Consider the following 20,450-nt stretch of genomic DNA (forward strand, 5'->3'; position numbering starts at 1 on the left):
TCGCAGTCGGATCAGTGCTTCGGACCCATCCGGCGTAGCGGCGTAATGGTTGTGCTGGAACGGAATCGGCGACCGAGCCGATCTGCCACCACAGCGGAAGCGCTCGGATTGCGTCGCGAGGTCGGTCGATCGAACCTGTCGGTGGGTACGCGCACACTCGGCTGATGCGGACACTGCTGGATCTCGTGCTGCCGTCGGCCTGTGCCGGATGTGGGTCGGCCGGGGTCGGCTGGTGCGCCGATTGCGCGGCGGTGCTGACACTCGGGCCGGTGCGGGTGCGGCCGCGTACCGAGCCCGGGGTGCCGTGCTGGGCGCTCACGACATATGCGGGTCCTGGGCGGCGGGCGGTACTCTCGGCCAAGGAGCACGGGCGCCGCGATCTGGCGGAGCCGCTCGGCATGGCACTGTCGACTGCGTTAGGGCTATTGCGGGCCGAGGGTCGGCCGCTGGTGTTGATTCCGGCGCCGAGCAGGAGTGCGGCCGCGCGCCGTCGGGGCGGGGACCCCGTGGTGCGTACGACCCATGCCGCGGCGAGGTGGCTGCCCGATTGCCGGGTGGTGCCGATGTTGCGGGTGTGGTGGGGAGTGCGGGATTCGGTGGGCTTGACAGCCAGTGCGCGGCGGCACAATCTCCAGGGCCGAATCGTGGTGGCGCGCAGTGGCTGCGGCCGGGCGGTGATACCGGAAAATGCCGAGGTAGTGCTGGTCGACGACGTACTGACGACCGGAGCCACCGCCTCCGAATCGGTCCGGGTGCTGGCCGGAATCGGGGTACCGGTATGTGCCGTGGTGGTGACGTGTGCTGCTTGACTCCGGGAAATTTGCGTGAACACTGGCGGACCGCCCGATGTCGTACTACCGTCGCGGTCACACACCCGAACCGGCAGTTTGGAGGTGGCGCCTCGGACATCAAGTGCCGAGAGATTGTCAATCGGCACGGCTCATCCTGCCGCACGTGCATCGGTTTGTGCGGCCATATCCGGGAGGTACGCGTGACGACTTCTTCACGACCTTCAGTGAAAGATGCCGATTCTCTGGTGCTGGATTCCGGCACCCAGGATCAGACAGAGCAACCCCCAGCGGACCGTCCTAGGACCCCTAGCGCGGACGTCGTGGTGAAAGGTCGCAACGTCGAGGTACCTGATCACTTCCGAATCTACGTCGCGGAGAAACTCTCCCGACTCGAACGCTTCGATCCGTCGATCTTCCTCTTCGACGTAGAGCTCTTCCATGAACGAAATCGTCGACAGCGCAAGAGCTGCCAGCGAGTCGAGATCACCGCACGCGGCAAGGGTCCGATCGTCCGGGCCGAGGCCTGCGCGGACAGCTTCTATGCCGCACTCGAATCGGTGACCGCGAAGCTGGAGAGCCGGTTGCGCCGGACCAAGGATCGGCGCCGGGTGCACTACGGCGACAAGACCCCGGTGTCCGTTGCCCAGGCAACCGCGGACCTGGTCGACGATTCCCTGTTCGTTCCCAGCACCGAATCCGGTGCGGCGCACGACCATCCCGAGGGTGAAGGCCGCCGTGCTTCCGCGACGTCGGAGGCAATGGACTACGCAGCCGGCCCCGGCCACATCGTTCGCACCAAGGTCCACGCCGCGACGCCGATGTCCGTCGATGACGCCCTCTACGAGATGGAGCTCGTCGGCCACGACTTCTTCCTCTTCCAGGACAAAGAGACCGACCGACCGTCGGTTGTCTACCGTCGTCACGCCTTCGACTACGGCCTCATCCGGCTCGCGTAGTTGCCGCACTCCGCCTCTCCGGGTATTCAGCGCAGCGAGTTGGATGCCCGGAGAATTGCGACGCGCGCGGTCAGTCACCGTCTGTCGCGGAAAAATGTCTTGTGTAGCAAGGATTCTCGGCGCTGGGGGCGCATGGCTTGGAGCATGACCAGGTCGGCGAAGGTTTCGGCGTCGCGCTCGCGGGTGGATTCGTAATCGCTGCGACCGAGGACGTGTGCGATGGATTCCGGGGAGATCGAGGGGAGCAGGTCGGTGATCACGGCGTAATTCTGCGTCGGGGGATGTGACGGTTCGGCGCCGTGTCCGAGCAGCATGTGCCCGAGTTCGTGCACGATGATGTGCTCGGCATGCCATTCGGTGGTGTCCGCGCCGTAGGCGATGACGTCGCTGTCGTGCTTGGCGATCCACAGGCCGCTGCCGGTGCCGCAGCCGGTGCCCGAGAGGATGGGGGTGTCGACGGGAAGCAGGGTGATCGTGCGGCCGCGATGGGCGGCGACTGCGTTCAGGTAGGTCGGCAGATCCCACGGGTGGGGTATCGGGACGGTTCGGGAAAGTTCCCGAAATCGCTTGTCCAAACCGGCCATTCGATGCGATCTCCTACCTGCCGCGGCACTACGGTTCCCGCCCCGGTAGGAGACGATATTACCGAGTCGGTGGCCCGAGTCGATCCGCGCTCTCGATGATGGCGGTGAGCGTAGCGGGATCGATGTCGGAACCGCGCAGTGCGATGCTGGCGACATTGGCATCGCGCATGGTCGCGAGCAGCTCCAATTCCCGGTCGATCGCGATCGCGGCCTGCCCCGACGTGGTCAGGTAGTCGGCGCTCACACCGAAGCACTGGGCGATCGCGGTGAGCACGGTGACATCGACCGCGGCGGCCGCCTCGTCGAATTCGCCGCGGCGCAGTTTGTCGATGTCACGCTCGCGCACCTCGCGCCGTAATTGGCCGCTCACGTGCTCGGCCACCGACGATGTACTGCGTTCGGGAGCCGAGCGCGGGTGCACGGTGGCGAACAGCCGGTTGATCTTCTGGCTGAGCGCGAGATTTGCTCGGGCTGCCGCGTCGTCGGTCATGTCCTTCACCCTCAGTGCCTGCCGTTCCGGATCGGTGTCGCGCCAGTGTTGGCTGCCAGCCAGCGGGCCCGGAACCGAGCCTCGGTGGTGGCGTCCACGTCCTCGGTTCGGCCTGCCAGCCAGCGGCGATAACGGCGCTCTTCGAACTCCGTCGGATCGTCGGCCTCGGCAGGCACCTCCAGCAGATGCGCAAACGCCATCTCGACGAGCGGATGCAGGTGCCTGCCCGGCCCGCCGTTGCGTTCGAGCATCGCTGTCGCATAGCGCGCCGATAATCGGGAGACGACGGCGTTGAGGTCCGAAATCGCCGAGACCACATGGGGTTCGGTCGTTCGGCCGCGCTCGACGGCGTCGTTGAGTCGGCCGGCCGCCGCGAGCAGGCCGGTCAGGTCCGAGATTTCGAAGCGGATCGAATCGGGTCCCGACACGATCGATTCGTCGGATTTCGGCGCGTGCACGCCGACATCTTGTGCGGCCGGGGTCCCGCCCGCGTAGGTGCGCGCGGCACTGCCCGGCAGCCAGCGCAGGGGCGCGTCGAGTTTGTTGAGCGTGTGTGTGCTGATTGCCGCGTCGCCGTCTTCGATCTTCCTGATCGTCGGCGCCGAGGGCCCTCCAAGATCACCGATCTGCATCTGGGTGAGGCCGAGTTCATCCCGGCGCTCCTTGATGATTCGGCCGAAGCGCTTCTGCCGCGACAGCTCCGAAGGGCTCTGCATAGTGGGCCTCATGGTAGATCCAGCGTAGCCAAAAAGACAAGTTGATAGAAAACATTTGAAAAATCCATGAGAAAATTGCTACTGTTTCTTCGCGCCGAGTGACGACGTCGGCCTTGCAGAGTGTCGGCTTCGGTCAGTTCCGGAACGAGCAGGGGCGTTCGCCGGGACTGGCGCCCCGGCCTGTTGCGCAATGGCGCGCGGCAGGCCGGCTCACCGGCGACGAACCGGCTCAGCGGCACTGGAGGGGATCGCTGAGCCGGGGGCGTGGCGCGGTAACTTACCTTGGAGTAAGTTAGGGGGTCGAGGCTCTCGAAGGGAAAACCCATGGCTACCAAAGCTGCTCGCCGTGCTGTCATTGTTTCCGGTGCTCGGACGCCGTTCGTGCGGGCGTTCACCGGTTACACGCGAATGGATTCGATCGCGCTGGCGGATGCGGCGGTGCGGGGCTTGCTCGAGCGGACCGGGCTGCCGGGCGCGCAGGTAGAGGCCATTGTGTGGGGCGGAGTGATCCTGCCGAGCGTTGCACCGAACATCGCTCGGGAGATCGCGCTGGATCTGGGGCTCGACGCCGGGTGCGAGGGGTACACGGTGACGCGAGCCTGTGCGTCCGGATTACAGGCGGTGACGTCGGCTGCCGCCGCGATCGAGCGCGGCGAGTACGACATCATGATCGCAGGCGGCAGCGATTCCACCAGTAATGCCGAGGTGAAGCTGCCGCAGAAGGTGGTGCACGCTGCCGCGCCGCTCGCACTCGGCAAGCCGAAGCCGAAGGACTACCTGTCCGCGATCGCGCAGCTCGCGCCGTTCACCGATCTGCTGCCGAGCAGGCCGAAGATCGCCGAGCGCACCACCGGCGAGGTGATGGGGGAGTCGGCGGAGAAGATGGCCCGCATCCACGGTGTCAGCCGCGCCGACCAGGACGAATTCGCCGCGCGCTCACACCACCGCGCGGCCGCCGCCATCGACTCTGGACGCTTCGACGACGAAGTACTGCGGGTGCGCACCCCGGAGGGCGTCGAGGTAGCGCGTGACGGGTTGGTGCGCGGGGACACCAGCGTCGAGAAGCTGGCGCGTCTGAAGCCGGTGTTCGCCGCCGACGGCAGCGTCACCGCGGGCAATGCCAGCCCGCTCACCGACGGCGCTTCCGCGGTGCTGCTGATGAGCGAGGAGAAGGCACACGCACTCGGTTACCGGCCGCTTGCCGCGTTCCGTTCCTGGAGCTACGTGAGCGTCGATCCGACCGACCAGGTGCTCATCGGCCCCGCCATCTCCATGCCGCGAGCCTTGGACAAGGCCGGAATGTCCTTGGGCGACATCGACTTCGTCGACATCCACGAGGCGTTCGCCGCCCAGACCCTGTCGGTGCTCGCCGCACTGAACAGCGACGAATGGGCGAAGGCCAGGCTCGACCGGGACACCGCGGTCGGCGCGGTCGACATCGACAAGCTCAACGTGCACGGCGGCTCGGTCTCCCTCGGTCACCCGTTCGGCGCGACCGGCGCCCGCATGGTCACCACCATGGCCAACGAGCTCGCCCGCACCGGCAAGAGCGCCGCCCTCCTCGGCATCTGCGCCGCAGGTGGCATCGGCGCCTCGGCGGTGCTCGAGCGCGTCTGAGCCGGCTGCTCAGTTCCGGTAGGTCTCCTGGTGCACCGCGTCCGCCAGGGGACGACCGGCGCGCCAGCCGAACCGTTCCAGGTCGGGAACCCGCTGGAATTCGTGGACCGGGCCGATGCAGAGCCAGGCGACCGGACGGATACCGTCCGGGAGGCCGACAAGATCGGTGAGGAATTCCGCGTCGTAGAACGACACCCAGCCGACGCCGACCTGCTCTGCGGTCGCCGCCAGCCAGAGGTTCTGGATCGCCAGAACCGCAGAGTAGACACCGGTTTCGGGGACGGTGGCCCGCCCGAGCACCTGCGGGCCGCCGCGGTGGTGGTCGTAGGTGACCACGATGCCGGTGCCGCTCTCGATGATGCCCTCGATCTTGATCGGCTCGAACGTCGCCGCACGCTCCGCTGGCAGCGCATCCCGGAATTCGACCCGTTTGCCCGCGACGTGGTCGGCGAACCTACGCAGGGTCAACGGATCTCGCACGACCACGAAGTCCCACGGCTGTGAGTTGCCGACACTCGGCGCCCGATGAGCGGCATCGAGAATCTGCCACAGCGTCGCATCGTCGACGACGTCTCCGGTGAACTCCGCCCGCACATCGCGCCGCAATCGGATGGCGTCGTACACGCTCAAATGATCAGCACACACAGGGCCAGTCAACCAGCAGCGAACCGCCACCCGTACCCGGCACGCAGGTTGTGGTCCTCGTCGACGGCGGCAGGCGGGATGTGGGGTGCGTCGGTCGATCAGCGCCGCGGTCGAGGCAGTGCTCGAGCCCGGCCGGGGAGCCGATGGAGTATCCGGGTCGCGTCGACTGGAGTCTCGCCCCTGCCATGCACTCGCGTGCGGGTCGGCCGAGGCGGGTACGTCGAAGGCGGACGATATGGGCCGCTGATCAGCCGACGGGCACGGCGCGGCGGGTGAAACGACGACGGCTCTCGGTGAGCGCCGTGCGCAGGCCGCGGCGCTTACCGGTGATCGGGTCGATCGTCGGGCGGGTGTCACCCTCGAACTTGCGCTCCGAGGCGGTCTCGGGGGCATCGTCGGCGGTGGCGCGCAGGTACTTGTTGGGCAGCGCAAGCTTCAGGATGGTGCGCCAGGACTTGAAGTACTGCACCGGCAGCGAACCGGTGGTGTAGGGCAGGTCGTACTTCTCGGCGAGGGCGCGCACCTTCACCGCGATATCGGCGTAGTGGTTGCTCGGCAGGTCCGGGAACAGGTGGTGCTCGATCTGGTGGCTCAGGTTGCCGGTCATGAAATGCATGACGGGGCCGCCGGAGATATTGGCGCTGCCCAGCATCTGGCGCAGGTACCACTGGCCCTTGGATTCACCATCGATGTCGGCCTTGGTGAACTTCTCGGCGCCGTCGGGGAAGTGTCCGCAGAAGATCACCGCGTTGGTCCAGACATTGCGGACCATATTGGCGGCGATGTTCGCGGTCAGTGTCGAGAGGAATGCGGGGCCGGTCAGCAGCGGGAACATCAGGTAGTCCTTGCCGGCCTGCTTGCCGATCTTCAACAGCACCTCGCGGCGCTTGACCTCGAACTCGGCCCGCTCGGGTGAGCCCTCCTTGTACCGGCCCACCTTGCCGAGCTCCAGATGCTGGACCGCGACGCCGTATTCGAAGAACAGCTGCAGCAGCAGGTTGTACACGGGGTTGCCGATATTGAACGGCTTCCACCGCTGGTCGCGCGTGACGCGCAGCAGCCCGTAGCCGATGTCGTCATCCATGCCGAGCACGTTGGTGTACTTGTGGTGCAGGTAGTTGTGCGTCTGCTTCCAGTGCTTGGACGGCCCGGTGTTGTCCCATTCCCACGAGCTGGAGTGGACCTCGGGATCGTTCATCCAATCCCACTGGCCGTGCATGACGTTGTGCCCGATCTCCATGTTCTCGATGATCTTGGCGGTGCCGAGCAGGGCTACGCCGGCCAGCCAAGCCGGCGGCAGGAAGCTCGCGAACAGCACCGCGCGGCCGCTGATCTCGAGGGCGCGCTGCAGCCGGATGACGTTGCGGATGTACTGCGCGTCGCGCACGCCGCGCGAGGCCTCGATATCACGGCGGATCGCGTCGAACTCCGCGCCGAGCGCTTCTACATCGGCTTCGGTGAGGTGTGCGTATTCCTTGACATCCGAGATCGCCATGGCGGTTACAGTACCGTAAGTTACGAGACCGTAGGTTACGGGGATGCGCCTCGGGATGTGGCAAATCCCCCATTGCGAAGGCGGCTGGCGCGTGCTATGTCAGCGCTTGCGTCGAATGCGGCGTAACGCCCGCTCCCGCACGGCTTTCCGCCGCAACGTCGCCTGTTCCTGCCTGGCCTTTTCCTGCAGCGCCACCTTGGCTTCGCGCAGTACTTCTTTCTCGTGCCGCGCCTTCTCCTTCAGCACCACTTTGGCCTCGTTCAGCGCCGAACGCAGACCGCGCCGCTGACCGGTCTCCGGGTCGATGGGCAGCCAGTGCGTCTCGTTCCACCGGTCGGCCCACCGCTCGGTGTTCGGCATCGAGGGCATGGTCGGCATGGAGATGCCCGCGAACTTGCGCTCCGAGGAGGTCTCCGGGGCATCGTCGGCGGTGCGCCGCAGGAACCGGTCCGGCAACGCCAGCTTGTGGATGGTCCGGAAGGCGAGCAGGTACTGCTTGCCGAGCGAGCCGGTGGTGTAGGGCAGGTCGTACTTGTCGCACAGCTCGCGCACCCGCACAGCGACCTCCGAGTACCGATTGCTCGGTAGGTCGGGGAACAGGTGGTGCTCGATCTGGTAGCAGAGATTGCCGCTCATGAACGCCATGACCGGACCGGCCTTGAAGTTGGCGCTGCCGAGCATCTGCCGCAGATACCATTCGCCGCTGGTCTCGCCCTCGAGCTGCTCGACGGTGAATTTCTCTGCGCCGTCGGGGAAATGGCCGCAGAAGATCACCGCGTAGGCCCATAGGTTGCGCACGAAGTTGGCCGTCGCGTTGGCCTTCAGCGTGCTCTTCCACGCGGGGCCGGTCAGCGCGGGGTAGAACACGAAGTCCTTGGCCACCTGGCGGGTGATCTTGCGGGCGAACTCCTTGTTCGGCTCCGACATCAGTTGCTTGGGTGTGCCGGACAGCTGCTTTTCGATGTCCCAGTCGTGCAGCGCGATGCCCCACTCGAAGGTCGCGGCGAGCAGGACGTTCGCGAACGGCTGGACCAGGTGGATCGGCCGCCACTCCTCGTCGCGGGTCATCCGCAGGATGCCGAAGCCGAGGTCTTCGTCCTTGCCGAGCACGTTGGTGTAGGTGTGGTGGGAGTAGTTGTGCGCCCGCCGCCACTGCGACGAGGGCCCGGTCATATCCCATTCCCACGAGCTCGAGTGGATCTCCGGATCGTTCATCCAGTCCCACTGCCCATGGCTGATGTTGTGCCCGAGCTCCATGTTCTCGATGATCTTCGCGACCGACAGCAAGGCGGTGCCGCCGAGCCACGCCCAACGGTTGCGGCTGCCGAACAGCACTGCGCGCCCTGCGACTTCGAGCGCACGCTGCGCGGCAATGGTGCGGCGGATGTACTTCGCGTCGCGTTCCCCGCGCGACAACTCCACCGAGCGGCGGATCGAATCGAGCTCCTGCCCCAGCGTTTCGATGTCCGCGGCCGTGAGATGGGCGAACGTCTTGATATCGGTGATGGCCACCGGGGTCCTTTCGCTGCTGGAATTACCTCGAGGGTACCTGGCGGCTGCTCCGGCTACGGTGCGCTCGCGGTGCCCGTTAGCTACACGTCGAGTGTGCAGTCGCCCGCCGCGGCCGAGATGCAGGTCTGCACCTTGTCGCCCTCGCGGCGCTCGTCGCCGTTGCGCAGATCGCGCGTATGTCCGGAAGTTATTGTCACCACGCAGGTTTGACAGATGCCCATCCGGCAGCCGAAGGGCATCTGGACCCCGGCCGACTCGCCCGCCTCCAGGAGACTGGTCGCACCGTCGACCTCGGCGCTGCGGCCGGTCTTCCCGAAGGTGACGGTGCCGCCCTCGCCGACCGCGGAGCGCTCGATCTCGAAGCGCTCCACGTGCAGTCGATCAGCGATGTTCGCATCGCGCCAGTGGTGCTCGATCTCGTCCAGCATCGCGGCCGGGCCGCAGGCCCAGGTCTGGCGCTCGCGCCAATCGGGGAACTGTTCGTCCAGTGCGGCGAGGGAGAACTTGCCCTGCTCGCTGGTGAGCTGCAGATGCGAGGAGAAGCTCGGGTGCCGATCGTGCATATCGCGCAGTTCCGCGCGGAACATCACGTCGTCGTCGGTGCGCGCGGAGTGCACGTGCACCACGTCGGTCACCCGGTCGCGACGGTCCATTGCCCGCAACATCGACATCACCGGTGTGATGCCGCTGCCCGCGGTGAGGAAGAGCACCTTCTCCGGCGGCGGGAAGGGCAGCACGAAGCCGCCCTGCGGCGCGGCGAGCCGCACGACGGTGCCCGCGGCGACGCCGCTGACCAGGTGGCTGGACAGGAAGCCCTCCGGCATGGCCTTGACCGCGATGGAGATCAGCCGCTTGCTGCCGTGTTCCGGGTCGGTCCAGTTCGGCGGGCAGGTGAGCGAGTACGACCGCCAATGCCAGCGGCCGTCGATCAGGATGCCGATGCCGATGTACTGACCCGGCTCGTACTTCCAGTCGAACCCCCAGCCGGGCTTGATGACCAGGGTGGCCGAATCGGCGGTTTCCTTGCGCACCTCGACGATTCGCCCGCGCAGCTCGCGTGCCGACCACAGCGGGTTGGCCAGATGCAGGTAGTCGTCGGGCAGCAGCGGGGTGGTGACCCTGGCGACGGCGCCGCGCAACACGTTCAGCCGTCCACCGCGCTCGGCGACATCGGCGGCCGGTGCTTCCAGCCACTCCCGAACACTCCGCACCGAGAATCCCCCTTTTTTCAAGACCATCGCTGCCGTTCGTCTCCCTGTCGTAGTGTCCGCTGTCACGGCCGCCTTGCAGTCAGGTTACGGCATCGTAGGTTCGGACGGGGATCGGCAGGTTCGATAGGCGATCTATCAGCGCGGGTCTTGCACGAGGGTGTCGCTCACAGCAATTCGAGCAGGAAGGGGAGTTCCTGCGCGGCGTACCAGGCGAGCTGGTGGTCTTCGGCGTCGCCGAGCACGAACTCGGCATCGGTGTCGCCGAGGTCGGCGGCGTCGACGACATCGACGGCCTTGGCGACCTGGGGCTCGGCCTCGGCGAGGTCGACGTGCACTGAGGCGATCTGGTCGTAGCCGATGGGACTCGTCAATCGCACCACGGCGTCGTCGAGGTCGGAGCGCAGTTTCGCGCCGGTCACGTCGGCGGCGATCACCGCGCGCCGGTACACCGGGCTGTGGCTGTGGCTGTGTGTGTCCGTCTGCTCGGCGTCGGCACTGTCGGCCCCGTCGGCGGGATCGTGGTCCGCCGATTCGGCGGGCTCCTCGCGTTGGGCGGCGAGCAGCCGCAGTGAGGCGCGGGCGGCCTCGCCCATCGCGACCTCGGCAAGTTCGTCGTCGTCGCCGGAGGCGTAGGCCTCGCGCAGCGCGGGGGTCACCGCGAAGGCAGTGCCGCTGACGGCGCGCAATTCCCGGTTCGCCACCAGTTCGCGCAGCATCGGTACCGTCGCGGGAATGTAGACCCGCAGCTTGTTCTGGTCAGATACAGGCACCGAGCATCTCCTCCATGGACTCGTGCACCGACGCGGCCAGCACGCCGATGTCGGCCATCGCGTCGCGGTCGGCGTTGAGCCCGTAGAAGACGCGCCCGTCGTAGGACGTGATCCCGATACTCGAGGCCTGATTGCGCAGCAGCGGCGACACCGGATACATCTCCAGCATCCGCGCGCCACCGATGAACATCGGCGTCTGCGGACCCGGCGCGTTGGTGATCACCAGATTGAACGTGTGCTCTGCGAACGTACTCGCCGCCCGCACGCTCATCGCATGCAGGCTGGCCGGAGCGAACCCGGCCAGGTGCACCAGCGTGCGCGCCCTGACTCCGCGCCGCTGCTTGCCGGTTGCCTCGGTCGCGTGCGAGATATGCGACAGCCGCATCACCGGGTTCGGTTCGCCGACCGGCAGATCGATCAGGAACGAGGACACCTCGCTGGCCGAGTGCGGCTGGTCGCCGTCGACGCCCTCGACGTACACCGACATCGGCACCACCGCGCGCAGCACCGTCGACTCGGTGAGCGCCTCGCCGCGAGACAGCAGCCAGTTGCGCAGTGCGCCGGTGACCACCGCGAGGATGGCGTCGTTGATCGAGCAGTCGAAGCGCTTGCGGATCTTGCGGTAGTCCTCCAGATCCGTCTGGACGACATCGAACCGGCGGTTGCGGGAGGTCTTGGCGTTCAGCGGGCTGTCCGGCGCGCCCGCGGTCGCCACGCGCACCGCAGACACCACCGAGTCCACCGCTTTGCCCGCGGCCCCGACCACCGCGAAGGCGCTCGCGCTCGCATGGCGGGCCACCTCCAGCGCCTCGCGCGGCTGCGCGGCCAGATGGGTCAGCGCGCCGACGAACAGTTCCATCTCGTTGGGTTCGCGCGGCGCGTGCCAGGCGTCGTCGGCGAAAGCGCGTGGTGAGGCGCTGGCATCGAGGATGACGTGCCCGATCTCCAGCGCGGTTTCCCCGTCGACGAGCGCCGAATGCGTCTTGGTGAAAATCGCGCGCCTGCCGTCGGAAAGGCCTTCGATCAGGTACATCTCCCACAATGGCCTGCTCTGGTCCAACGGCCGCGAGGCGAGCCGGGCCACCAGGTCGTGCAGTTGCTCGTCGGTGCCGGGACCGGGCAGCGCCGACCGCCGAATGTGATAGGTGATGTCGAAGGCGCTGTCCTCCACCCAGACCGGCCGCCCCAGCGCGAACGGGATCTCACGGACCTTGCGGCGATAGCGCGGCACCAGCGGGAGCCTGGCCTCGACGAGATCGACCAGCCGGTCGTAGTCGAGTGCGGGTTCCTCGGATCCGTGCGCGGGGTCGGTGTTTCGGACGATCGCGAGAGAGCCGATATGGATCGGATTGCTACTCGACTCGAGCCGATAGAACGCCGCGTCCTGCGGCGACAATCTCGTGATCACGCTGCCCGGTGCTCCTTCCGATGCCTTGGTCGACGCCGATTGTGTTCGCTCCACAACGGTTCGCCTCTTCCCCTGTGGCATATCCAGCGAAACCGGCACACCCCTTCTACCCTCTTCGGGTCTGTGGCAGGCTGCGCCGATCCGAGCTCGGTGAACTCGATTCGATCACAAGGGGAAGGGTTGTGCACAGCAGACGGTCGTCACTGTTGTTCGCTCCGCATGAGCCGCGCTGCCCTGCCGTCATCGCACGCTGTCTCCTTGCGGGTAGACCCGTACCGGGGGTGGGTCGGCGCGCAGGGGTGATAGACGCTTACATGGTACGACACCGGACTGGAACAGGTTCCGCGGCAATTCGACTCGCTGAAAGTTCGCTGTGCCTGTGTTCGGGGGCCTGCGCCGGGATCTGTGCGCGCGACCAGCTGTGATACCCGACCGTCCCTGGGAGGCGTGCCGCGCGGCGGGTACGGTGACAAGTAACGGGCGGGACCAGATGGCGGGGCCGGGGTGAGGCAGCACAACGCTGCTCGTCGACGCTTACCATGGGTGCCGCATTACCATGAAGCGTGCTGCGGATTCCGTCATACCCGACGGGCCCGTGCGCACCGGCCCGACTGGGCTCCGCACACGGGCCTGACGCGGGCGGCGCCGACAACACGATGACACACCGACCAGAGGACTGACGAGACCCGTGCCTGCGCTGACACTGACGAGGTTGCTACGGATTGGTGAGGGTCGCACGGTCAAGCGGCTGGCCCATCTCGCGGACGAGGTCCTCGCGCTCGGACCGGAGATCGAGCTGCTCACCGACGCCGAGCTGCAGGCCAAGACCGACGAGTTCAGGGAACGCTACGCCGACGGCGAGTCGCTGGACGACCTGCTGCTCGAGGCGTTCGCTGTCGCGCGCGAGGCATCCTGGCGAGTGCTGAACCAGAAGCACTACAAGGTGCAGATCATGGGTGGCGCGGCGCTGCATCTCGGCAATATCGCCGAGATGAAGACCGGTGAGGGCAAGACGCTCACCTCGGTGCTGCCCGCCTACCTGAACGCGATCAGCGGCGAGGGCGTGCACATCGTCACCACCAACGACTACCTCGCCAAGCGCGACTCCGAGTGGATGGGCCGCGTGCACCGCTTCCTCGGTCTCGAGGTCGGGGTGATCCTGTCCGGTATGACGCCCGCGCAGCGGCGCACGTCCTACCATTCCGACATCACCTACGGCACCAACAACGAGTTCGGTTTCGACTACCTGCGCGACAACATGACGCACTCGCTGGACGATCTGGTGCAGCGCGGCCACAACTTCGCCGTCGTCGACGAGGTCGACTCCATCCTCATCGACGAGGCGCGCACCCCGCTGATCATCTCGGGTCCCGCGGACGCCTCCAGCAAGTGGTACGCCGAGTTCGCCAGGATCGCGCCGCTGCTGAAGAAGGACCTGCACTACGAGGTCGACATCAAGAAGCGCACCATCGGCGTGCACGAGGCAGGCGTCGAGTTCATCGAGGACCAGCTCGGCATCGACAACCTCTACGAGGCCGCCAACTCGCCGCTGGTCAGTTACGTGAACAACGCCATCAAGGCCAAGGAGCTCTACGCGCGCGACAAGGACTACATCGTCCGCGACGGCGAGGTGATCATCGTCGACGAGTTCACCGGACGCATCCTGGTCGGCCGCCGCTACAACGAGGGCATGCACCAGGCGATCGAGGCCAAGGAAGGCGTCGAGATCCAGCCGGAGAATCAGACGCTGGCCACGATCACGCTGCAGAACTACTTCCGCCTCTACGACAAGCTCTCCGGCATGACCGGCACCGCGGAAACCGAGGCGGCCGAGCTGCACTCGATCTACGCCCTCGGTGTGGTGCCGATCCCGACGAACAAGCCGATGGTCCGGGCGGACCAGTCCGACCTGATCTACAAGACCGAAGAGGCCAAGTTCGCCGCCGTCGTCGACGACGTCACCGAGCGGCACGAACAGGGCCAGCCGGTGCTGATCGGTACCACCAGCGTCGAACGCTCGGAGTACCTGTCCAAGCAGTTCACCAAGCGCGGCATCCCGCACAACGTGCTGAATGCGAAGTTCCACGAGAAGGAAGCCGAGATCATCGCCGAGGCCGGCCGGCCCGGCGCGGTGACCGTGGCGACCAATATGGCCGGTCGTGGCACCGACGTCGTGCTCGGCGGCAACCCGGACATCATCACCGACATCATCCTGCGCAAAGAGGGCCTCGACCCGGTCGAGACGCCGGACGAGTACCAGGCCGCGTGGCTGCCCACACTGGAGCAGGTCAAGGCGACGACCTCCGAGGACGCCGAGACCGTGCGCGACGCAGGCGGGCTGTACGTGCTCGGCACCGAGCGGCACGAATCGCGTCGTATCGACAATCAGCTGCGTGGCCGTTCGGGCCGCCAGGGCGACCCCGGCGAGTCCCGCTTCTACCTGTCGCTGGGTGACGAGCTGATGCGCCGCTTCAACGGCGCGGCGCTGGAAGCCATCATGACCCGGCTGAACCTGCCCGATGATGTGCCGATCGAGGCGAAGATGGTCTCCAAGGCCATCAAGAGTGCGCAGACCCAGGTCGAGCAGCAGAACTTCGAGATCCGCAAGAACGTGCTCAAGTACGACGAGGTGATGAACCAGCAGCGCACCATCATCTACGGCGAGCGCAACAGGATCCTGCGCGGCGAGGACATGGAGGGCCAGGTCCAGAGCATGATCACCGACGTGATCAGTGCATATGTCGACGGCGCCACCGCCGAGGGCTACGTGGAGGACTGGGATCTGGACAAGCTGTGGGCGGCGTTGAAGACGCTGTACCCGGTGAGCCTCGACGTCAAGGAGCTGACCGGCGAGACCTCGGTCGGCGAGGCGGGTGACCTGACCGATGAGGAGCTGGCCGACGCACTGCTCGACGACGCGCATGACGCGTACGAGAAGCGCGAGCAGGAGATCGACGGTCTCGCAGGCGAAGGCAGCATGCGCAATCTCGAACGCCAGGTGCTGCTTTCGGTGCTGGACCGCAAGTGGCGCGAGCATCTCTACGAGATGGACTACCTCAAGGAGGGCATCGGCCTGCGCGCGATGGCGCAGCGCGACCCGCTCGTCGAGTACCAGCGCGAGGGCTTCGACATGTTCTCCGCGATGCTGGAGGGCTTGAAGGAGGAGTCGGTCGGCTTCCTGTTCAACCTGCAGGTCGAGGTCCAGCAGCCGCAGCCGGAAGGTGTTTCGGTGGATACCGGTCTGCGCTCGCCGGTCGGGGCCATGTCGGCTCCCCGTCCGCTGCCCACCCAGCAGGCGCCGGTCGCCAGCGGTGCACCGGCCGCGTTGCGGGCCAAGGGCATCGACGATTCCGGCTCTCGCGGCTTCCACTACTCGGGCCCTGCCGAGGACGGGCGCGCCCAGGTGCACGACGACGCCGAGGAGTACGGCGACGGCACCACCCGCCGCGAACGCCGCGAGGCGGCCCGCGGCCAGGCGAAGCCGAAGCGCGCCCCGAAGACTCGCCGCAGGCACTGACGGCCGCGATCGGAAATGAACAGCGAAGGCGCCCATGGACTCCGAGTCCATGGGCGCTTTCTCGTCTCGATCCCGCGAGGGCGAGGGGTGCACCGCTAGGTTCGAGGTATGGATCGCACGGCTGTCGAGGTATGGATCGCCGGCTACGAACGGGCCTGGCGGACGCCGGGGACGCAGGCGCTGGGGGAGCTGTTCGCCGCCGATATCGGGTATCTGGTGTCACCGTGGTCGGAGCCGGTGGTCGGTGTGGTCGCGCTGGAAGCGTTGTGGGAGGCAGGGCGGGACGGACCCGATGAGGCGTTCACCATGCGGTCGGAGATCGTCGCGGTGGACGGGTCCACCGCCGTCGTCCGGGTCGCGGTCGAGTACGCCAGGGATCAGCCGTCGCGGTGGCGCGATTTGTGGGTGTTGCGGTTCGATCCGGACGGGCGTTGCGCCTGGTTCGAGGAGTGGCCGTTCGCGCCGGGGCAGCCCGACTGGCACTAGACGGACCGCGCCGCGGGTGGCGATGTCTACGTTGTCCGACCCGATGGGTACCTCGGCTTCGTTCGGCATGCCGCCTCGGTCGACGACCTGGCCGAATACCTCGGGTCTACTTTCTGCTGACCGGGCGCCCGCACTCGTGGGCAGCCCGAGGGTGCGCACTGGACCCGTGGTCGTCACTTTCGTTTCAAGCCGGTCCCTCCTGTCGCGTCCGTTGCAGACCGAGACTTCCTTGCGTCGAAGTAGCTGACCACGCTTCTCGGAAATGTTTGCGGTGCGGGCGCTTTCGGGCACGGCGCCGACGTCGAAGCCGTGTTCGGCGAACCGCGCCGCGGCCGTATCGATGATCTGCTGCCTGGCCTGGGGTTGCTTGCGTGCTCGCAATTCGAGTTCGGTCGCCGAGTCGAGATGGCCCTTGACATACAGCCACTGTATTTTTACAGTAACAGTAATTTATTGGGCTAATGGAGCGGCAATCATGACAATCACCGATGACATCCTGGAACTGGGCGCGCGCTGGGCCGCCGCCGAACAGCGCGCGGATACCGCCGAACTCGACCTCATGACGACCGACGATTTCACGTTGGTAGGACCACTCGGCTTCGTGCTGGACAAGCAGCAATGGTTGGCGCGCCACCGCACGGGTGGACTGGTCACCAAGACGCTGACCTGGCATGACGTGACCGTGCGCGAGTACGGCAACGCCGCCATCGCCGTCGGTGTGCACACCCAGGAGGCCGAGTTCCAGGGCACGTCGGCCGACGGCTCGTTCCGCGCCACCCACATTTTCACCCGCGACGGCGTGCGGTGGGCGCTGGCCGGAATACATCTCTCCCCGATCGGCGCGATGCCATTCCAGCCGCCCGCGAGCTGAGGAGCACCGCGATGCGGGTCAGCATCAGCATGACGAATTTCACCGTGCCGGGCGGCCCGCAGGAGCTGCGCGACTATCTGACGCGCATCGCGCGGGTCGCGGATGAGTCGGGCATCGATACCCTCTGGATGCCCGACCATCTGCTTCCCGCCGATCCGATGAGCGCGATCGGCGACGCCATGCTCGAGGCATGCACCACGCTGGGATTCCTTGCGGCACACACGGAACGGGTGCGCCTGGGCACCATGGTCACGGCGGTGCACTTCCGCCCGCCGAGCGTGACGATCAAGGCGATCAGCTCACTCGATGTGCTGACCGGCGGTCGGGCCTGGTTCGGTATCGGCGCAGGCTACCAACAGGATGAAGCACTCGCGATGGGGTTGTCGTTGCCGTCGGCATCCGAACGCTTCGAGCGTTTGGAGGAGACGCTGCGGCTGGCGCGTCACATGTGGGCAGGTGACACTTCGCCGTTCGAAGGCGTCCATTACCGGCTGGAGCATCCGGTGAACAGCCCGAACACCCTCTGCCGCCCGCACCCGCCCATTCTCGTCGGCGGTGCGGGGGAGCGTCGGACGCTCCGGTTGGTCGCGCGATACGCCGATGCTTGCAACCTGTTCGACATCCCCGACGGCGGAAAAACGCTGCGGCACAAGCTCGCCGTGCTCGCCGAGCACTGCGCCGAGACCGGCAGGCCGTACGGCGACATCGAGAAGACGGTCACCACGGCTCTGGCGCCGGGGGAGTCGGCCGCGGAATTCACGCACCGATGCGCCGACCTTGCGGAACGCGGTGCCGGGCACATTGTGGTGATCACCCGCAACGTCCCGTGGACCGTCGAGGCGGTGCACGTCGTCGCCGCGGGCGCTGCGGACGTGCCACAGCCGTAGCCCTACTCGCCGCGGTCCAGTTTCCAGGAGTCGTTGGAGTTCAAGGCGGTGAGCAGCAGGCGGATCGCGGCTACTCGGCGCTCTTTGCCCGGCAGTTGGTCGAGAGCGCATTCGGGGTCGGTGGGCGGACCCAAGTGGGTGCAGCCGCGGGGGCAATCCTCGATGGCGGCCGCCAGGTCGGTGAAGGCGGAGATGACGTCGTCGGGGGTGATGTGGGCCAGGCCGAAGGAACGAACCCCCGGGGTATCGATGACCCAGCCGCCCGCGGCCAGGGGCAGCGCGACGGATTGGGTGGAGGTGTGGCGGCCCTTGCCGACGCCGGAGACGATGCCGACGGCCCGATCCGCGTCGGGCACAAGGCGATTCACCAATGTGGACTTGCCGACGCCGGAATGGCCGATGAGCGCGGTGAGGTTGCCGTCGAGTAGTTCGTTGATCGGGCCGAGTGAATCATCGATACCGCCGTAGACGATGGTGAGGTCGAGATCGTCGAAAGCGGCGGCGAACTCGGATTCGGCGGCCAGGTCGTGTTTGGTCAGACACAGGATGGGTTGCAGCCCACCGGCATACGCGGCGACCATGGCGCGCTCGACGAAACCGGTGCGCGGTGGCGGGTCGGCGAGCGCGACCACGATGAACAGCTGTTCGGCATTGCCTACCACGATCCGTTCGAAGGGGTCGGTGTCATCGGCGGTGCGCCGCAATACTGTGCGGCGTTCGGAAACGCGGACGATGCGGGCGAGGGTGTCGGGCCTACCGGACAGATCACCGACCACGTCCACCTGATCGCCGACCACGATCGGGGTGCGGCCGAGTTCGCGGGCTCGCATCGCGACGATCGGTCGATCCGGGTCGCTGTCGAGCACACAACCCCAGCGGCCGCGGTCCACCGCGACCACCATCGCGGATTCCGCATCATTGTGCTGCGGACGGGTCTTCGTGCGGGGACGAGAACTCTTGCCCGGGCGCACCCGGACATCGGATTCGTCGTACTCGCGACGCCTCAGTGTGCCGCTCCGTGGTTGGAGAATGTCGGATCGAGCATTCGCTCCCACAGCTCGACGAAACCGGGCAGCGTCTTGGCCGTCGTGCCGATGTCCTCGATCTCGATACCGGGCACCCGCAGTCCGAGAATCGCACCCGCCGTTGCCATTCGGTGATCGGCGTAGGAGTGCCAGACGCCACCGTGCAGCGGGGCCGGGATGATCTCCAGCCCGTCCTCGGTCTCGGTGACATTGCCGCCGAGCCGGTTGATCTCGGTGGACAGTGCCGCGAGGCGGTCGGTCTCGTGGCCGCGCAGATGCGCGATACCGCGCAGCCAGGACGGCGAATCCGCCAGTGCGGCAAGGGCTGCCACGGTGGGGGTCAGCTCGCCGACGTCGTGCAGGTCGATGTCGATGCCCGCCAAGCGTTCCGGGCCGCGCACAGTGAGCACGCCGTCGAAGCGGCTCGTCTCGGCGCCCATGCGCACCAGGATTTCCCTGATCACGTCGCCGGGCTGGGTGGTGATCCGCGGCCAATGCGGAATGCGCACCTCACCGCCGGTGATCGCGGCGGCGGCCAGGAACGGTGTGGCATTGGACAGATCGGGCTCGATATCCCAATCCACCGCGCGAATCGGCCCTGGCGCGACAGTCCAGGTCTGGGCCTTGCGGCTATCCGCGGGAGCCTCGACGGCGACGTCGGCTCGCCGCAGCATCTCCACGGTCATCTCGATATGCGGCATCGAGGGCAGCGCCTTGCCGTCGTGGTGCACGATCACACCCTCGTCGAACCGGGCTGCCGACAACAGCAGTCCCGACACGAACTGGGAGGACCCCGACGCGTCGATGGTGACCTTGCCACCGCGCAACGCGCCCTTTCCGTGCACGATGAACGGCATCGCACTGCCATCGATATCGGCGCCGAGCCTGCGCAGTGCGTCCAAGATGGTGCCGAGCGGCCTGGCCCGCGCCTGCTCATCGCCGTCGAACGCCACATCGCCGCTCGCCAGCGCCGCCACCGGCGGCAGGAACCGCATCACGGTGCCCGCCAGCCCACAGTCGACGGCGCCGCCGCCCAGCGGAGCAGGCGTGACGGTGAGCGTGTCGCCCTCACCCTCGATGCCAACGCCCATGGCGCGCAACGCACCGATCATCAGATTGGTATCGCGACTGCGCAGCGCGCCCGAGATCGTCGAAGGGCCATCGGCAAGGGCGGCCAGGATCAAGGCCCGGTTGGTGATGGATTTAGATCCGGGCAAGGTCACGGTCGCGTGCACGGGGACATCGACATGGGGCGCTGGCCAGAAACTCACGTGTCCATCTTCGCCCATAGCGCGGTGGGACACGCGCGCGGTGTTGTTTTAGCTGTGTTTTTTGGCAGCGCCTGCGGCGCTACGTGTTCGCGGCCCCCTTGGTCTCGCTTCCGAGCCGTCGAGACTTGCGACTTCGTCGCGTGCGCTTCGACGGCTCGGAAGCGAGACGGGCCGCGAACTCTAGTGCTGGGTCTCGCT

The 20,450-nt window shown here is 66.8% G+C and carries 18 protein-coding genes; 7 read left to right on the forward strand and 11 right to left on the reverse strand.

The window, feature by feature from the left end:
• The first annotated feature begins 164 nt into the window (after window positions 1–164).
• Window positions 165–809, forward strand: a complete 645-nt coding sequence (locus ACFU4Z_RS20895) for a ComF family protein (protein WP_379065340.1) — start codon at window positions 165–167, stop codon at window positions 807–809.
• A gap of 230 nt (window positions 810–1,039) precedes the next feature.
• Complete coding sequence (hpf, locus tag ACFU4Z_RS20900) at window positions 1,040–1,747, forward strand: ribosome hibernation-promoting factor, HPF/YfiA family (RefSeq protein WP_379065432.1); 708 nt, start codon at window positions 1,040–1,042, stop codon at window positions 1,745–1,747.
• A gap of 74 nt (window positions 1,748–1,821) precedes the next feature.
• On the opposite strand, the gene ACFU4Z_RS20905 is transcribed toward hpf, so the two are convergent.
• Genes ACFU4Z_RS20905 through ACFU4Z_RS20915 form a run of 3 tightly spaced genes read right to left on the reverse strand, consistent with a single transcriptional unit; the run spans window position 1,822 to window position 3,537 of the window.
• A complete protein-coding gene (locus ACFU4Z_RS20905) occupies window positions 1,822–2,331 on the reverse strand; it encodes a hypothetical protein (protein WP_379065342.1) in 510 nt (169 codons plus the stop codon).
• Window positions 2,332–2,389: 58 nt separating this feature from the next.
• Window positions 2,390–2,821, reverse strand: a complete 432-nt coding sequence (locus ACFU4Z_RS20910; protein ID WP_379065344.1) for a hypothetical protein — start codon at window positions 2,819–2,821, stop codon at window positions 2,390–2,392.
• An 11-nt stretch (window positions 2,822–2,832) separates the two neighbouring features.
• The gene (locus ACFU4Z_RS20915) at window positions 2,833–3,537 is read right to left on the reverse strand and encodes a helix-turn-helix domain-containing protein (protein ID WP_379065346.1); all 705 of its coding nucleotides are present in this window, start codon (window positions 3,535–3,537) and stop codon (window positions 2,833–2,835) included.
• Window positions 3,538–3,861: 324 nt separating this feature from the next.
• Here ACFU4Z_RS20915 and ACFU4Z_RS20920 point away from each other — a divergent pair, with 324 nt between their 5' ends.
• Window positions 3,862–5,154, forward strand: a complete 1,293-nt coding sequence (locus tag ACFU4Z_RS20920) for an acetyl-CoA C-acyltransferase (RefSeq protein ID WP_379065348.1) — start codon at window positions 3,862–3,864, stop codon at window positions 5,152–5,154.
• A 9-nt stretch (window positions 5,155–5,163) separates the two neighbouring features.
• Here the strand turns inward: ACFU4Z_RS20920 and bluB are convergent, their stop codons facing one another.
• The 6 genes from bluB to ACFU4Z_RS20950 form a co-directional block, all read right to left on the reverse strand.
• Window positions 5,164–5,799, reverse strand: coding sequence for a 5,6-dimethylbenzimidazole synthase (bluB, locus tag ACFU4Z_RS20925; protein WP_379065350.1), 636 nt, complete (start codon window positions 5,797–5,799; stop codon window positions 5,164–5,166).
• A 247-nt stretch (window positions 5,800–6,046) separates the two neighbouring features.
• Window positions 6,047–7,294: a fatty acid desaturase family protein gene (locus tag ACFU4Z_RS20930; RefSeq protein ID WP_379065352.1), complete on the reverse strand. Its 1,248-nt coding sequence runs from the start codon at window positions 7,292–7,294 to the stop codon at window positions 6,047–6,049.
• A gap of 99 nt (window positions 7,295–7,393) precedes the next feature.
• Window positions 7,394–8,806 carry a fatty acid desaturase family protein gene (locus ACFU4Z_RS20935; RefSeq protein ID WP_379065354.1) on the reverse strand — a complete coding sequence of 471 codons (1,413 nt, stop codon included), beginning with the start codon at window positions 8,804–8,806 and terminating at the stop codon, window positions 7,394–7,396.
• A gap of 80 nt (window positions 8,807–8,886) precedes the next feature.
• Entirely contained in the window at window positions 8,887–10,044 is a 1,158-nt protein-coding gene (locus ACFU4Z_RS20940; protein ID WP_379065356.1) for a ferredoxin reductase, read from the reverse strand.
• 137 nt (window positions 10,045–10,181) lie between these two features.
• Complete coding sequence (locus ACFU4Z_RS20945; RefSeq protein ID WP_379065434.1) at window positions 10,182–10,733, reverse strand: DUF6912 family protein; 552 nt, start codon at window positions 10,731–10,733, stop codon at window positions 10,182–10,184.
• A 40-nt stretch (window positions 10,734–10,773) separates the two neighbouring features.
• Window positions 10,774–12,195: a wax ester/triacylglycerol synthase family O-acyltransferase gene (locus ACFU4Z_RS20950; protein ID WP_379065358.1), complete on the reverse strand. Its 1,422-nt coding sequence runs from the start codon at window positions 12,193–12,195 to the stop codon at window positions 10,774–10,776.
• A gap of 688 nt (window positions 12,196–12,883) precedes the next feature.
• On the opposite strand from ACFU4Z_RS20950, the gene secA reads away from it, so the two are divergent.
• The 4 genes from secA to ACFU4Z_RS20970 all read left to right on the forward strand — a co-directional run bounded on the left by secA (window position 12,884) and on the right by ACFU4Z_RS20970 (window position 17,956).
• A complete protein-coding gene (gene secA, locus ACFU4Z_RS20955; protein ID WP_379065360.1) occupies window positions 12,884–15,712 on the forward strand; it encodes a preprotein translocase subunit SecA in 2,829 nt (942 codons plus the stop codon).
• A 108-nt stretch (window positions 15,713–15,820) separates the two neighbouring features.
• Window positions 15,821–16,198, forward strand: a complete 378-nt coding sequence (locus ACFU4Z_RS20960; RefSeq protein ID WP_379065362.1) for a nuclear transport factor 2 family protein — start codon at window positions 15,821–15,823, stop codon at window positions 16,196–16,198.
• A gap of 475 nt (window positions 16,199–16,673) precedes the next feature.
• Complete coding sequence (locus tag ACFU4Z_RS20965; RefSeq protein ID WP_379065364.1) at window positions 16,674–17,069, forward strand: nuclear transport factor 2 family protein; 396 nt, start codon at window positions 16,674–16,676, stop codon at window positions 17,067–17,069.
• Window positions 17,070–17,080: 11 nt separating this feature from the next.
• Window positions 17,081–17,956 (forward strand): TIGR03560 family F420-dependent LLM class oxidoreductase, encoded by an 876-nt coding sequence (locus ACFU4Z_RS20970; RefSeq protein ID WP_379065366.1) that lies wholly within the window; start codon window positions 17,081–17,083, stop codon window positions 17,954–17,956.
• Window positions 17,957–17,958: 2 nt separating this feature from the next.
• Here ACFU4Z_RS20970 and rsgA read toward each other — a convergent pair whose 3' ends face one another.
• Complete coding sequence (gene rsgA, locus ACFU4Z_RS20975; protein WP_379065369.1) at window positions 17,959–19,011, reverse strand: ribosome small subunit-dependent GTPase A; 1,053 nt, start codon at window positions 19,009–19,011, stop codon at window positions 17,959–17,961.
• On the reverse strand, window positions 18,960–20,270 hold the full coding sequence (gene aroA, locus ACFU4Z_RS20980; protein WP_379065371.1) for a 3-phosphoshikimate 1-carboxyvinyltransferase: 1,311 nt from the start codon (window positions 20,268–20,270) through the stop codon (window positions 18,960–18,962). Before aroA ends, rsgA begins: the two co-directional genes overlap by 52 nt.
• Window positions 20,271–20,450 lie beyond the last annotated feature (180 nt).

This window comes from Nocardia sp. NPDC057440 (assembly GCF_042802915.1).
In the GTDB taxonomy this organism is placed as follows: Bacteria; Actinomycetota; Actinomycetes; order Mycobacteriales; family Mycobacteriaceae; genus Nocardia.

Excerpts from the sequence above, each read along its gene's own strand:
- ACFU4Z_RS20960 (WP_379065362.1), top strand. The coding sequence starts at position 15,821 with ATGGATCGCACGGCTGTCGAGGTATGGATCGCCGGCTACGAACGGGCC.
- ACFU4Z_RS20930 (WP_379065352.1), bottom strand. The coding sequence starts at position 7,294 with ATGGCGATCTCGGATGTCAAGGAATACGCACACCTCACCGAAGCCGAT.
- ACFU4Z_RS20905 (WP_379065342.1), bottom strand. The coding sequence starts at position 2,331 with ATGGCCGGTTTGGACAAGCGATTTCGGGAACTTTCCCGAACCGTCCCG.
- ACFU4Z_RS20940 (WP_379065356.1), bottom strand. The coding sequence starts at position 10,044 with ATGGTCTTGAAAAAAGGGGGATTCTCGGTGCGGAGTGTTCGGGAGTGG.
- ACFU4Z_RS20910 (WP_379065344.1), bottom strand. The coding sequence starts at position 2,821 with ATGACCGACGACGCGGCAGCCCGAGCAAATCTCGCGCTCAGCCAGAAG.
- ACFU4Z_RS20945 (WP_379065434.1), bottom strand. The coding sequence starts at position 10,733 with ATGCTGCGCGAACTGGTGGCGAACCGGGAATTGCGCGCCGTCAGCGGC.
- ACFU4Z_RS20970 (WP_379065366.1), top strand. The coding sequence starts at position 17,081 with ATGCGGGTCAGCATCAGCATGACGAATTTCACCGTGCCGGGCGGCCCG.
- ACFU4Z_RS20895 (WP_379065340.1), top strand. The coding sequence starts at position 165 with ATGCGGACACTGCTGGATCTCGTGCTGCCGTCGGCCTGTGCCGGATGT.
- ACFU4Z_RS20915 (WP_379065346.1), bottom strand. The coding sequence starts at position 3,537 with ATGCAGAGCCCTTCGGAGCTGTCGCGGCAGAAGCGCTTCGGCCGAATC.
- aroA (WP_379065371.1), bottom strand. The coding sequence starts at position 20,270 with ATGGGCGAAGATGGACACGTGAGTTTCTGGCCAGCGCCCCATGTCGAT.
- ACFU4Z_RS20965 (WP_379065364.1), top strand. The coding sequence starts at position 16,674 with ATGACAATCACCGATGACATCCTGGAACTGGGCGCGCGCTGGGCCGCC.
- ACFU4Z_RS20920 (WP_379065348.1), top strand. The coding sequence starts at position 3,862 with ATGGCTACCAAAGCTGCTCGCCGTGCTGTCATTGTTTCCGGTGCTCGG.